General features: G+C 34.2%; 11 protein-coding genes. 3 read left to right on the top strand and 8 right to left on the bottom strand.

Going from position 1 to position 14,396, the window contains the following annotated elements; translation table 11 throughout:
- The first annotated feature begins 35 nt into the window (after positions 1 to 35).
- Entirely contained in the window at positions 36 to 815 is a 780-nt protein-coding gene (locus HS129_09555) for a sterol desaturase family protein (GenBank protein ID MBE7412289.1), read from the top strand.
- Between the two features lie 9 nt (positions 816 to 824).
- On the opposite strand, the gene HS129_09560 is transcribed toward HS129_09555, so the two are convergent.
- Complete coding sequence (locus HS129_09560; protein ID MBE7412290.1) at positions 825 to 1,184, bottom strand: DUF1564 family protein; 360 nt, start codon at positions 1,182 to 1,184, stop codon at positions 825 to 827.
- A 2,481-nt stretch (positions 1,185 to 3,665) separates the two neighbouring features.
- On the opposite strand from HS129_09560, the gene HS129_09565 reads away from it, so the two are divergent.
- On the top strand, positions 3,666 to 5,135 hold the full coding sequence (locus HS129_09565) for a DEAD/DEAH box helicase (GenBank protein MBE7412291.1): 1,470 nt from the start codon (positions 3,666 to 3,668) through the stop codon (positions 5,133 to 5,135).
- On the opposite strand, the gene mtaB is transcribed toward HS129_09565, so the two are convergent.
- The 7 genes from mtaB to HS129_09600 all read right to left on the bottom strand — a co-directional run bounded on the left by mtaB (position 5,124) and on the right by HS129_09600 (position 13,246).
- Positions 5,124 to 6,422 carry a tRNA (N(6)-L-threonylcarbamoyladenosine(37)-C(2))-methylthiotransferase MtaB gene (gene mtaB, locus HS129_09570; GenBank protein MBE7412292.1) on the bottom strand — a complete coding sequence of 433 codons (1,299 nt, stop codon included), beginning with the start codon at positions 6,420 to 6,422 and terminating at the stop codon, positions 5,124 to 5,126. The two genes, HS129_09565 and mtaB, sit on opposite strands and share 12 nt — an antisense overlap.
- Positions 6,412 to 7,155, bottom strand: coding sequence for a tetratricopeptide repeat protein (locus tag HS129_09575; protein MBE7412293.1), 744 nt, complete (start codon positions 7,153 to 7,155; stop codon positions 6,412 to 6,414). The genes mtaB and HS129_09575 overlap by 11 nt, the downstream gene beginning before the upstream one ends.
- An 86-nt stretch (positions 7,156 to 7,241) precedes the next feature.
- Positions 7,242 to 7,667 carry a hypothetical protein gene (locus HS129_09580; GenBank protein MBE7412294.1) on the bottom strand — a complete coding sequence of 142 codons (426 nt, stop codon included), beginning with the start codon at positions 7,665 to 7,667 and terminating at the stop codon, positions 7,242 to 7,244.
- A gap of 5 nt (positions 7,668 to 7,672) precedes the next feature.
- A complete protein-coding gene (locus tag HS129_09585; protein MBE7412295.1) occupies positions 7,673 to 10,225 on the bottom strand; it encodes an ATP-dependent Clp protease ATP-binding subunit in 2,553 nt (850 codons plus the stop codon).
- Positions 10,226 to 10,400: 175 nt separating this feature from the next.
- A complete protein-coding gene (locus tag HS129_09590; protein ID MBE7412296.1) occupies positions 10,401 to 11,342 on the bottom strand; it encodes a hypothetical protein in 942 nt (313 codons plus the stop codon).
- Entirely contained in the window at positions 11,314 to 11,988 is a 675-nt protein-coding gene (locus tag HS129_09595) for an ABC transporter ATP-binding protein (protein ID MBE7412297.1), read from the bottom strand. The genes HS129_09590 and HS129_09595 overlap by 29 nt, the downstream gene beginning before the upstream one ends.
- A gap of 1 nt (position 11,989) precedes the next feature.
- On the bottom strand, positions 11,990 to 13,246 hold the full coding sequence (locus HS129_09600) for an ABC transporter permease (protein ID MBE7412298.1): 1,257 nt from the start codon (positions 13,244 to 13,246) through the stop codon (positions 11,990 to 11,992).
- 176 nt (positions 13,247 to 13,422) lie between these two features.
- On the opposite strand from HS129_09600, the gene HS129_09605 reads away from it, so the two are divergent.
- The gene (locus HS129_09605) at positions 13,423 to 14,388 is read left to right on the top strand and encodes a hypothetical protein (protein ID MBE7412299.1); all 966 of its coding nucleotides are present in this window, start codon (positions 13,423 to 13,425) and stop codon (positions 14,386 to 14,388) included.
- Positions 14,389 to 14,396: the final 8 nt, after the last annotated feature.

Raw genomic sequence — 14,396 nt, forward strand, 5'->3', positions numbered from 1 at the left:
CGTTTGGCTTGCTGTAAATAAGGAGAGCTGTCTGTATGAATTTTCAAATCGAAGAAGCAATTCGAGTTTGGGGGATAATTTTTTTTATATTAACCATTAGATATGTTGTATTCGCCGGAATCGCCTATTTGATATTCTGGGTATGGAAGAAAAAAGACTGGGAACACAAGAGAATTCAAATTCCCTATCCCGATAATAGAAAAATCATAAATGAATTTTATTGGTCAATGTCTTCCATGTTTATTTTTGCTTTTATTGGACTCGGTATTTACTATCTGAAAAAATCAGGCAAAACACTTATATATTCAGATATTAACGAATACGGAATTGGCTACTTTTGGTTCAGCATTATTGCAATGATTATTATTCATGACACATATTTCTACTGGGCACATAGATTTATGCATATCAAACCTCTTTATAAATTTCTACATAATGTTCACCACCTATCGGTGAATCCATCTCCTTGGGCATCGTTTTCTTTTCAACCAACCGAATCTTTTTTAGAATCTATCATTGTTTTGATTTTCGTATTTATACTTCCCGTTCATTCTTTAGCGATTATGGCTTTTATGATCTTTATGACATTTATGAATGTGCTCGGCCATTTGGGTTTTGAACTCTATCCTAAAAATTTTGTACGGCACTGGTTTGGAAAATGGCACAACACCGCAACTCATCATAATATGCACCACAAATATTTTCATTATAACTATGGGCTTTACTTCAATTTTTGGGATCGAGTCATGGGCACAAATCACCCAAAATATTTTGAATCTTTTGATGAGATTAAATCTAGGAAAAGTTTTTTTTAGGGTTCTTTTCTATTCGTCAGGTTTTTGCCGTATCAGTCTGTTGTAGCGAGTTGTTTTTCTCTTGGAGAGGTATGATCCTCCCGCAATCGTGGTCACCGGGGTGGGAACTCCACTCTCGAAGAATCTACTGGGGAGAATTATGTCCCATTCAGCAAGGTCAAGCACCAATAAAAGAGTAAAAAGAGCTGTCTTTGTGGTGCCAAGCCAGTCTGCAAGAATGCCAAGCTCAATCCAGTCTTCGTTATTCGGGGTAAAATTTTTCTTCTGTAAATTTTGTCCGACTTCTTGATACGCTTTCTTTACTCTATCCATTTTCTCAAAAGTCCCCCAAAGAATCACGTTTCTGTATCTGTTCAGCAATGCGTGCAAATATTTTCGTCTCGAAAACCCGTCGTTCTTCTATTGAACTCGTCCATATATTTTGCTGGAACAAGCAAGCTCACGATTGGTTTCTGTAAATTTTTGGGTTCATAAATTTCTCCTTAAAGTAAAATTTTCTGCTCTCCTTTATAAGGTAAAAAAATATCACGATAGAAATAAAATTTTTGCAATTTTAGAAAATTTTTTTTTAGTTTTTACAGAAAAAGTCCCAAATCTGCACTAAATGCGTAATCTCTTGAAATTCCCTAAAAAAGTGGAGTTCCCACATTTTTGCATACAAAGTGAAAAATCTGTACTAAATGCGAAATTTCAAAAACTCTACTAAAGCTCAAAACCTCATCCTAAAAGATGAACCTATTTGCAAAGATTCTACCTCTACGATTTCCGACCTCAGACTTGAGGCATCAGTCCTCTGAATTGGAGATCCCACATTTTTGCGTGAAAGGTGAACAATTGGTATAAAACATGCACTTTACTTAAAATAGTGGAGATCCCACATTTTGCAATGAAAAGTCCCAAATCTGTAATAAACGCAAAATTTCAAAAACTCTACTAAAGCTCAAAAATTACATCGGAAAGGAAATCTAAATAAAAAAAAGGTCAAATTCCCTATTTCAAAAATGTCCCGTTTTTTGTTAGGGTTTGCAAAGGAGGATTCACACAGCATGTTTCATAATTTCCTTTTCATTAGAATCCAGAATATACCATTCATTACTCTTTATAAATCTAAAAAAATTAATATTAATTTTATAAAAATTTATAAAATTTCGTAAAAGATTACCAATATTGTACAATCGTGCAATACAAAATTCTTTTTTTTCTTGACCAATTTCAATTTTCAAACTAAACAAAGAAATGAACTTACTAAGTTGGATTTTATCAAAGGCGAGTGTAAACTCAATTCAAAAAGGAAGAACATACTTTCAAAATAAAAGAGTTTTAGAATTGCATCAAGAAGAAGATTTTCTTTTTGGAAAAGTTGCAGGAAGTGAGGTTTACAATTTCGAAATCGACCTAAAAAGAAAAACTGCAGAATGCGATTGCTTGGCATCTAAACCTTGCAAGCATTTAGTCGCAGTTGCAATTCACTATAATTCAAATTTGATCTCCAAAGAAAACTCTAAATCTAAAATTCATTTGCAAGAAAACAATTCTTATGAAGTAGTATATCAAATTTTAGACGAAGACCATATTGCCTTAAAAAAAATTAACCCAGCAACAAATAAATTAGAGAACGTACTGCCTAAAAATAAACTATTTTTAAAAAATGGGAAATCCACTCATGCCTTTCAATTTGGAATATTTTTTTTGGAAATGCTTGAAGACGCTCCGATAAATCAAATGTTTTCCAATACTTTAGATGAAAAACAAATTCGATATTTTTCTAAAAAGGAAGAAGAGATTTTTTTTGGAAAAAGTTTAAAAGTTAAATTTGAATTAAAAAAATCTGAAGACTATAAAACTGCATATACTATAACACCCTACTATTTAGATCCAGACTCAGGAGAAAAAGTAAATATCGAATTCTTCGACGACGATGAAATCCCGACTGATGTTGTAAAATTTCACTTCCCAAAAAACAATATTGACGAGCATAAGATTTTCCATGTTGTACGATTGAATGCCTCCACTCGTGTTTTATTTCGATTTACTACTGGTGGAACAAAATTATTTTCAATTGAAAATATAATATTCAATCTAAAATGGTTAAATAATTTTGAAATAGAGAATTTAAAAGAATTTGAAAACAATCTTCTGGAGTTCGGACCAATACCTTTTTTTTCAATTTTCCCTGACCCTTCATCAGATGAATTAATAATTAAAGGTAGATTTGATTTTTTTTACTCTAAGAATAGTTTTAATTCAGATGAAGGGATTGCAACTAACGTCTTGGACCCAAGCAAACAAGAATTTTTTGCCAGATTTCCAATAAAAGCGTTAATAACTCGGTCGCGTTGGCAATACGCACAAGATGATATTAATATTGCAAAAAGAAATATAGAGAAAGAAAGAAAATACGTAGAAATCTTTAAAAAATTAGAAATCCCCATCAAAGGTAAAGATTTTGTAATCAACACATCTAAAATTTCAAAATTTCTCAATGAGCACATCCCAAAGATGCAGGCTGCAGGAATGAAAATCAATATTCACAAAAGCCTTATTTTGCTATTCGAAAACTCCAGAGTCGTGCGAAGTATTTTTGATTTTCATTCAACCTCCAGTGGGTTGGATTGGTTTGATGGACAAATTAAAATCGAAGGTCTATCAGCAAAGGAATTTAAGTTAGCACTACAGGCTTACAAGAAAAAAGAAATTATAATTAAATTAGAAAATGGCTCTTGGATAAGTTTAGAAAGCATAGGAATCAAAAATCTTCTTCAATCTTTTGAAAATCTCGGAATCAAAGTTCATGACGACGGCACTATTAAAAATCTAAATAAAGGACAGATATTTTCTATTGAGTATTCAATGGAGACTCGCACCGATTCTGCAATCAAAAATCTCTCAAAAAAAATAAAAAATCTACCCTATAAAAGAAAACTGAAAAATAAAAATTTTCAGTCGGGTTTTCTTGGTGAGCTTCGAAACTATCAAAAAGAAGGAGTTTTATTTTTAGAAAGCCTTTTTGAAATTGGACTTGGTGGAATTTTAGCAGATGATATGGGCTTAGGGAAAACAATTCAGTGCCTGACTTTTCTCGACAGAATTCTATCACAAAAAAAAGCGAAGCTGATTTTAATCGTAGGACCTCTTGCCTCAATCAGTGTCTGGAAAAAGGAATCAGAAAAATTTTTCAAAGAACTGAATCTTATCTTGTGGCATGGGAGCGACAGAAAAAAAAATCCACTCCCAAATAAAGGAATAATTCTCACTACTTATGGTACTCTTTCCCGTGATTTTGATGATTGGAAAGACCACTACACCTTTGATATTACAATATTAGACGAAGCTCAAAATTTAAAAAATTATCGTTCTATCACATCTCATGCTACACGTGAAATAAAATCGAGATCGTACTATTGCTTAACCGGAACTCCATTAGAAAATAATTTAATGGATCTTTGGTCATTATTTGATCTTATTTTTCCCGGGTATCTAGGGAAAAAAGACGCTTTCAAAAAAATATATTCAGATTCCAATACAAATAGTCACCTGCTATTGAAAGAAAAAATTGAACCATTTCTATTACGAAGAACAAAGGAAAATGTATTAACAGAACTTCCTTCAAAAACAGAAATATTAGTTCCGGTGGCAATGACAGAAACTCAAAAAAAATTTTATGAAGAAGCAAGAAAGCAAGCAATTATTGAGCTTGCAAATGCGGGCAGGGATTACTTAATCAAACTTTTGCCTCATCTAATGAGACTCAGAAGAATTGCTTGTCACCCTGAAATAGGAAATCCATTAAAAACAAACCCACTACAATCCGGTAAATTTCAACATATTCAAGATGTTATTGAAGAGGTAGTAGGCAGCTCGTCCGGAATTTTAATATTCAGTCAATTCACCGATATTTTAAAAATCTGCGGTAAACTATTAGAAAAATTAGGACACGATTATTACTATTTAGACGGATCAACAAAAATAAAAGACAGAGAACAATTTGTAAGAGAATTTCAAGAGGGACAAAAACATATTTTCCTGATCAGTCTTAAAGCAGGTGGAACTGCACTCACACTTCATCGAGCAGATACCGTAATGCACCTTGATCCATGGTGGAATCCTGCAATTGAAAGACAGGCTTCAGACAGAGCGCATCGAATCGGACAAAAGAAAAAAGTATTTGTGTATAAGCTGTATTCGGAAGATTCTATTGAGGAAAAGGTTTTAGAGTTACAAAGAAAAAAGAAAGATATTTTTGATTCCATTTTTGAGGGAAACTTTACAACTTCTTCTCAAATTACAAGACAAGAGTTGCAAGAATTATTAGAATGGTGAAGAAAAAAATCCTTCTTTATTATTTTCTTCTATATAATTCTTTAATTCTACATCTATAAACTGACCTACGTCTAAGTTATTCGACTGATTTCTTAAATCTACTCTCAGATAATTATCCGTAAGTGCAAATCCATCACTCTCTAAAATTGCCTCCTTACGCTTTCCAAAATTTTTTATAGAATAATTTTTGTGAAGTTTTCGAGAAAGTTCCATCAATTCCTTTACCCTATTTTTTGATACGTCATGCGAAACCCTATTCTCAAATTTTTCTGCAATCGTTCCATTTCTTAGAGAAAAAGGGAAGGCGTGTATTTTAGCAAACTCTAACTCTTTCAATAAAGCAATTGTTTCCGAAAAATCTTCTACTGTTTCTCCTGGAAAACCGGTGATAACATCAGTTCCAAGAAACACTTCAGGGCATTTGCTTTTTATTTTTTCAATTCTATTTCTAAACGATTTTGTAAAATAGCTTCTTTTCATTAGCTTCAGAATTTTAGAACTCCCACTTTGCAAAGGAATGTGTAAATAATTACAAAACCGAGGGTGATGAAAAAGCTCTGCAAGCTCTGCCCCGACATCACTTGGCTCTATGGAAGAAATTCTAAGTCTGGAATATTCCAATATATTCAGTATAGAATGAAGTAAATGAATAAATTTTATAGACTCATCTTTATACCAGCCAATGTTCACACCCGTGAGCACAATTTCACCGATTGCATTGTCTTGCAAAAATTTCACCTGATCAACTACGTCTTTGTAATTCCTGCTAACTCCGGTTCCTCTTGCTTGAGGTATTTTACAGTACGAGCATTTTCTATTGCACCCGTCTTGTATTTTTAAGTACGCTCTTGTATGCAGTTCGGGAAGTGCATCCGAATAAGAAAACTTATCTAAATCGCTTTTAAGAGTTTGATCGTACTCTATAGAATTTTTTTCCATAATATAATAAGGAAGTTTTGATTTTTCTGTATTCCCTACAACTCCCGTGACTCCGGGAATTTTTTCTATAATTTCTTTGTCTGTTTGCGCATAGCATCCTGTTACCCAAATTTGAGATCCGGGGTTCGACTTTATTGCACTTCTTATGACATTACGATTTTTAGAATCTGCTTTATTGGTTACAGTGCAAGTGTTCACTACTACAATTTCAGGTTTTTCTTCCAACGAAACAGATTTATATCCGAATTTTTTTAATGTTGCCAAAAGACCGTCAGATTCAGAAATATTTAATCTGCAACCAAGTGTATAAAAAGAGACAGAGAGTTCTTTCTCTTTTTCAGAGAGCATTCAAACTATCTCCTATTCTTTTCAGATTGTTTGCAAAAACTTCTCTATTCTCTTTTTTCAAAGCTATCTCTAATTGCTTTTTTGCTTCCTCTAAATTTTTCTTGGCTCCATCTTTATTATTTTCAGCAATTTTACTATCTGCCAATCTCTCGAGGATCAAAGCAAGGTTATTCAATAGGTTCGGGTTTTCGGGTGAAAGAGCAAGTGCCCATTTTATACTCGTCTCTGCTTTTTCAAAGTTCCCCATATCAAAATAAATTTTAGATTCTAAAGCAAGCGATCTATAATCATTTGAATTCTCAGCTTTCAAGCTCTCAATAATTTCTAAAGCTTGTCGAACTCTTTTAACTTTTATAAGAAGAGAAGAATAGGAAAGTTTCAAATCTCTCGATTCTGGAAATTTTCTAAGTGCCTCTCTACAAATTAAAAATGCAGTTCTGGTTTGTCCTACAAAACTATGGGCTTTTATCAAGTCCAAGGTTACGTTCAAATTCCTGGGTTGAATTTTTTTTGAGATTTGCCATTCTTCTATTGCAGATGGGTAGTCTCCTTTTTTCCAATGTGCATGGCCTGCAAGGTAGCGAGATTCAAAAGATTCCTTTCCGAGCTTGTGCAATTCATTAAGATTAGAAATCGCTTGAGTGTAGTCTCCCGTTTTAAAAAACTTTAATGAATTTTGATATAGTGTTTCTTCTTCAGCAAAAATTGATTGCGAAAAAATTAAAAGAGTCAAAAAAATATTTAGACTTTTCAGATTGAGCCTCCGAAACAAATAATAATTTATTTTATGTTTAAGTAATTTCAAAAAAAACTAAACTATCAAGAAATAACACTAATTTTTTCTTTTTTCACTTCCACAATCTCTGATCTGTAAGGCTCAACCGGATCCAACAAAATCAGAACGCAGGAATAATTTCTAAGTAGATACTCTTCTATGTGCTCTTCAGAAAATACCCTAAGCCCTTCCATCTCAAAAATTGCATTTTCTTTAGAATCGAAATACAAGTTAAATTCTTTCTTGCCGATAAAATCTGTAATTAGAATATACCCAAGCCCAAAATACACTCCAGAATCGTAATAGTATTTGTACCGAATTTCTACTTCTGGAGAAACTATATCCGGGTGAATTTTACAAAGAGTAACTCGATCGATAAATCCAATCGCTCTAACTTTTCTACTATCTGACCAGACTCTTCTCAAATACAAAAAGATAAACCCTAGTAAAATAGGTAAAATAAATTCCATGCCACTTAGACTAATACTGGCTCTTTTTCTTCAGGATTATTCAAGCCCTCTTCGCTTGGTTTATCTTTCACTAATTCGACAGAATTGTAATCAGTCCATTGAGTTTCTTCATACAAAAATCTTTCTTCTACACAATCCACCTTGATAATAGTCGGGTTGGAATACGCTCCTTTTAAAAGTTGCATCGCCATATAGTCTTCCAATTCTCTTTGAAAAATTCTGCGAAGTGGTCTTGCACCATATTGTTCGTCGTATCCGATTTTTGCCATTCTGTTTTTTGCAGAATCAGTCATATCAATTTTGATTTTTCGATCCAAGAGCCGTTTATTAAAATCTTTTACCATAATATCCACGATAGATACAATTTCCTCCGGTTTCAAAGGATGAAAATAAATTACTTCATCCACTCTGTTTAAAAACTCCGGATTGAAGTATTTTTTCAATTCATCTCGGGTAATTTCGCTTTTCGCTTTTTCTTTGTCGCCTTCTATGTCTTCAAATCCCAACCGACCGCCTTTTTGAATTTCCTTGGCACCAATGTTCGAGGTCATAATCAAAATAGTATCTCTAAAATTTACTTTTCTTCCCTTGGTGTCGGTAAGGTTTCCTTCTTCCATAATTTGCAAAAGTACATTAAAAATATCGTGGTGAGCTTTTTCTATCTCGTCTAAGAGAACAATCGAATAAGGCTTACGTCTTACAAATTCGGTCAACTGTCCACCGTCATCGTAACCCACATATCCGGGAGGAGCACCGATTAGTCTGCTTACAGAGTGGGGCTCCATGTATTCACTCATGTCAACTCTCAACAGGTGGTCTTCTTTCCCGAATAAAAATACTGCCAAAGCCTTAGCAAGCTCTGTTTTTCCTACACCGGTGGGTCCGAGGAATATAAACGATCCGGTAGGTCTTCTTTCATTTTTAAATCCGGTTCTTGCTCTTCTCACTGCCCTTGCTACATTTTCAATAGCTTCTTTTTGTCCTACGATTCGGTCTCTTAAAGATTCTTCCATCTTTAATAGCTTATCATTTTCTGTTTCTTCCATTTTTTCGAGAGGAATGCCTGTCCACATAGAAACTACAGAAAGAATCGCATCTTCGTCAATAGATACTGCAAAGCCTTCCATCTTTTCTTGCCATGCTTGGGTTTTTTCGTCTATTAGAATCTTTTTGCGATTCACCTCGTCTCGCACACTTGCTGCTTTCTCGTATTCCTGAGAGCGTACCATTTCTTCTTTTTTCAAAGACAACAATCGAATCTCTTCTTCCATTTCTTTGATTTCTTGAGGTCTTGCACAATTGGCAAGTCTTGCTTTTGCACCTGCTTCATCAATTATATCAATAGCCTTATCAGGAAGATAACGATCATTTATATATCTATGCGACATCTTAACCGCTTGCTCTAAGGCCCTTGGAGTATATCGCACTTTGTGATGAGCTTCATAAGCCTTTTTCAATCCTTGTAAAATCTGGATCGCATCATCAACTGAAGGCTCTGCCACCTTCACTGTTTGAAATCTTCTTTCAAGTGCAGAATCTTTTTCTACATATTTTCTGTATTCTGTATTTGTGGTTGCACCGATACACTGCAACTCACCTCTCGCAAGCGCTGGTTTCAATATATTGGCAGCGTCCACAGCGCCTTCGGCTGCGCCTGCACCTATGAGAGTATGAAGCTCATCGATAAATATAATTATATTTGTTGAAGAGGTGATCTCTTTCATAATTTTTTTTAACCTCTCTTCAAATTCCCCCCTATACTTTGTTCCGGCTATTAAACCGGCTAAATCCAAAGAAATCACTCTTTTTTCAAACAACAAATCTGGTACAGTCTTTTGCACTATAGAAAGCGCAAGTCCTTCTACGATTGCAGTTTTTCCAACACCGGATTCACCGATTAAGACTGGATTATTTTTTGTTTTTCTAGAAAGAATCTGAATCACTCTTTCTATTTCCTTACTTCTTCCTACAACAGGGTCTAACTTTCCGTCTCTTGCAAGAGTTGTTAAGTCCCTGCCAAATTCATCCAATATGGGAGTTTTGCTCTTTTCTGCTTTTGTCGATTGAGAGTGAGATGTTTGGGAACCGGCTCCCGCAGCAACACCTACAGGACTCACGGGAGGCGCGCCTAACAATCTCATAATTTCACTTTTAATTACATTATAATTTACGCTAAAAGAAGAAAGTGCCCCTCCAGCGATATTATTATTATCTCGTAAGAGTGCGAGAAGTATATGCTCTGTCCCTACATAATTATGTTTTAGCCTTTTCGCTTCTTCTCTTGCACTTTCTACTATCTTCTGATACTTGTCTTGACCTGAACTTAAATCGAGTAGCAGGTTTCCAGAATTTTCGCGAGTTCTTCTTTCTATTTCCTTTTTTAAATCGTTTAAATTGATATTTAAGTTGGATAATATTTTAATTGCAACAGAATCATCCTCTTTTAAAAGACCGAGTAAAATATGCTCTGGACCAATAAAATCACTTCCTAATCTTTTTGCCTCGTCCTGAGCCATTTCGTTAATGACTCTTTTTGCTCTTTTTGTAAAATCCAGCATAACTCCCCCTGTATTTTCCTTAAAATATTAGACTAAAACCAATCCAAACCCGGCTAAAGCACCAGAATTTATATAAAAGACTAAAATTTCTTTCAAAAAACTATATTTTCTAAGATTTTTGAACTCTTAATTATTATATTATCTTTATCGTAAAAATTAGCAAGAATTATCCAAACTATTTCGATATTTTTCGGGTTTTATCAAATTCTAATAAGAAATAGACAAATTCATAAAAAGAAAAAATCTGCCTTTTTGAAATATTTTTTTTATAAATATACAGTCGAGTCTTAGGATACTCTTCTTTTGCAATTTTTACATTTTCCAAAACAAAATCAAAACTATCCCCTACCATGCTCTCTAAAATCCAATTCTCTTTCTCGTGAAAACTCGGAAGGTCGATGTAAACCGATAACTTATTCGCAAGACCAATATTTGTAGGGCAAGAAGTTATATATCCGATTCCGAGAAAATAATCAAAAAGATTCTTTGAATTCAGCAATCGAAAAAATATTTCATACTCTTTAAAGAATTTAAAAAACTTTCCATTCAATGAAAAAAATTCTAACCGAAAATGATCTTCGTCAAAAAATATGCAATTCAGATTGCTCTCAAATCTCACAAAATCTTCCTTATTTTTATCCGAGGCAGAAGACTGAAACAATTTCAAGACTTTAGTTTTGATTTTCGTCTTAATTGAAGTTTCTTTTCCAAACTTTGAAACAGGATATACAAACTCTTTCAAATTCCTTGCGATTCTATATCTGAATGAAACTTTAGAATTTGGAAAATTTTGAAAAATCTGCGATTCGAGATCAATGAGTTTTGTAAATTTTTGGGAGGTGAATTTTTTTAGAGCTAAATGAAAATTTTCTATTTCGCTTTCTGGAATTTTTTTTTGAATATTTAAAAAAAATTTTTTTTTATCAGATAGAAACTCTTCCCATTTTTTATGTTGGAATTTCTTTTCGATTTTTTTATAAGGAAGAATTGCATCTTGAAAAGATATAAAACAATTCCCACACCCGATTTTTCCAGATTTCAGAAATTCCTGAAAACTATATCCGCATCTGAGACAAAATTCTATCCCACTATATTGGTTGTAATTTTCCGGAAACAATTCGATTTCGCTTGAAAGCCAAAGATGCAAGCTCCATGTCGTGGGTTACAAGAATCATGGAAAATTGAAACTCTTTTTGAAGTCCTAAAACAAGTCCCATTAAATTTCTAGAATTTTCTCTGTCTAAATTTCCGGTCGGCTCGTCTGCCAAAATCAATTGCTTTTTTGCAACCAGTGCCCTTGCCACTCCTACTCTTGCACTTTCTCCACCTGAAATTTCGGAGGGATAATTTTCTGTTCTTGAGATAAGCCCCACTCTCTCTAAAATTTCTAACGACTGAGACCTCGCCTTATTTTTTTTAACACCTGAAATGAGTAGTGGCATCATTACATTTTCCAAAGCAGTAAAATCAGGAAGCAGTAAATGGTGTTGAAAAATAAAAGAAATTTTTTCTCTCCTGAATCTTTCTTTTTCCCTCTCTTTCATATCAGACAGACTTTCCCCACAAACTACAACTTTGCCGCTTTCAAAATTATCCATTGCACCAAGTATATTCAACAAAGTGGATTTACCGACACCTGAAGAGCCTTCTACAGAAACAATCTCATTCGCTAAAACAGTAAAATCTAAATTGGTTAAAATAGGAACGCCTTTCTCGCTTTTGAAATAAGACTTGTTCAGATTTTTAATTTCTACCAGAGCCATGTTATTCGTTCCTTATCGTATCTATCGGGTTGAGTCTCGCTGCCCACCTTGCAGGGAAATACCCGGCTATTCCAGACAAAATAGTCGCAGCAGTTGTCACCATAAATATAAATGAAATATCAATGTCCACAGGCAAGTGATCAAAGTAGTAAATGTCTTTTGGAACTAACTCAACAGTCCGCCAATCGCTTTGATAAATTGCAGACCCGATTAAATTGATGATTTCGCTTAACGCATTGATTATTGACTCCAATTGGTTGGCTCCGAATATACCGATCATCCCCCCTACACTCGAAGCCAAAACTCCTATAATCATGGAGTTCAAAGTAAAAATCAAAAGTATGGAATTGGAAGATAAGCCTAAGGCTTTTAGTGTCCCGATAGATTTTTGTTTGGAGCGCACGAGCGAATATACAGTAGCCACCATTCCAAGTGCAGCAAGTACTATGAATAAAAATACGATAATAGAAATAATTGTTTTTTCCAATTTCAAAGCTGCCAGAAAATTTTCCTGCTCTTCTGCAATTGTTCTGACTGTGAGAGATGTTCGCACTTTAATTTCAGGATCAAAATCAGGATCATTAAAAATCTCAAGTAGAGTGGACTTGACTCTTACTAAATCATCTAAAGACTTTACCTTGATAATAATTTGATTGACCGAGCCTTTCAGTTTAAAAAGTTTTTGTGCAACCGGAAGAGAAAGAAAAATAAATCTGGAGTCGTAGTTGTAATACCCTGTTCTAAAAAAACCAGAAACCCTAAAAGACTCAACATTCACCTCTACCCCTTTTCCGACAGTAAAAGTACCGCCCGGCACTGCTACTGTAATAGTTTTTCCTAAAGAATAGCCATAGAGAGAAGCCATTTCCTTTCCTATGAGAATATAATTTTTAGAATTCATTAACCTCACCTCGTCTCTATTGTAATAAGTCAGATGAGGTAGGTTCGTAAAATTCAGATCAGACGAGCTTGTAGCCTCCATAGGAACTGCTCGAATCATTATCGGAATAAAAGATGTACTATTTTGTAAAAGACCGTGGCTTGTGATATTTCCTTGAATAGAAACAACCCTTTCTTTTAAATATTTATTTTTTAGTACAAGATCAATAATTTTCTGGTAATTCTGAATTTCCCCAGATTCGTAATTATTCTCAATTGTAACATGAGAGCCTCCCGACCAGAGAGATTCTTTGACCTGTTTTTGGAATCCGTTAAAGATAGATAATACAATCACCAATAAAGATACGCCTACTGCCATAACGATAAACGATAATCTTGACTTTAAAGACAGTAGCCCGAATATCTTGGCTCCTCTCAAATACCTCGATGTAATTAAAAAAACTATTCCCATAATTTATTGCTATAAATAATCCTTGTTTGACAATATTCCTAAGGTAGCTTAATCTGTCAAAAAAGGATTATTTTTGAGATTTTATGGGTGAAAGCGATAAAGTTTATTCTATCCGATTTATCGCAAAAGATGAAGAATCAGGGTTGAATTGCCTATTTTGTGCTATTTTTGACCCTGTAATCGGCAAATTTGAGCAATTTGAAATACTTCTTGGAAGTAATGTATCTATTTCAAACCCAAGTCAAGCAACATTTAAAGACTTTTCTAATTCTATTCAGCTTTCCAAATACAAGGGAGATTTTTCTAAAAACTACACAAATAGCCTCTCAGAAAACTATAAAACTGGATTTTTATCAGAAAGTTTTATAGAAGAACTTAGACACTATTTAGAGACAAGCGATAACGAAAGACTAAATTACCTATTTCAACAACCACAGATCCAAGTTTTAGGTGCCACTGCCAAAATAAATATGGAGCTATTCTATGAAAAAATAGAGCGAAATGATATAGAAAAAACCAACCAAGTGATTAATACTTCCGCCGATGAGTCGAACACCGGGTCACAAGACATAATACCTCAAGGCTCGATGGTTGTGAATTTTAAATTTGCACTTTCTCCAGTATCTGGAGTCAAAGTCAGTGAGTTGAAAGATGGCAGCCGGATTATGGTAAAAATTGTACCGGGAGATACAAATTCAAACAATACAATAAACCTCCTAAAACTCAGAGACGACGGAGGAAATATCAAAGTTATTCCCGCCACAATAGTTTTCATAAATCACACTGCCAAAGGTACTGAAACTATTATTAAAATAACGGACTCTATATTCGGTAAATACACCGAAGAAGAAGCCTCTATCAAAGTAAAACTTGCAGGCAACGAAACTCTCGCATCCTCTGTTTCGACCCCTCAAACAGAAACCAGAAAAGCCCCTGCAATCCAACCAAGACAAACTAAGGAAGATTCGGGTTCTCTACCTATAGGCGTGCTTATAATTATCGGAGCACTCGGTATAATTGGGGCATTCATTACCATTTTCCTATTGTAACTCAGAAT

It is taken from the genome of Leptospiraceae bacterium (assembly GCA_015075105.1).
In the GTDB taxonomy this organism is placed as follows: Bacteria; Spirochaetota; Leptospiria; order Leptospirales; family Leptospiraceae; genus JABWCC01.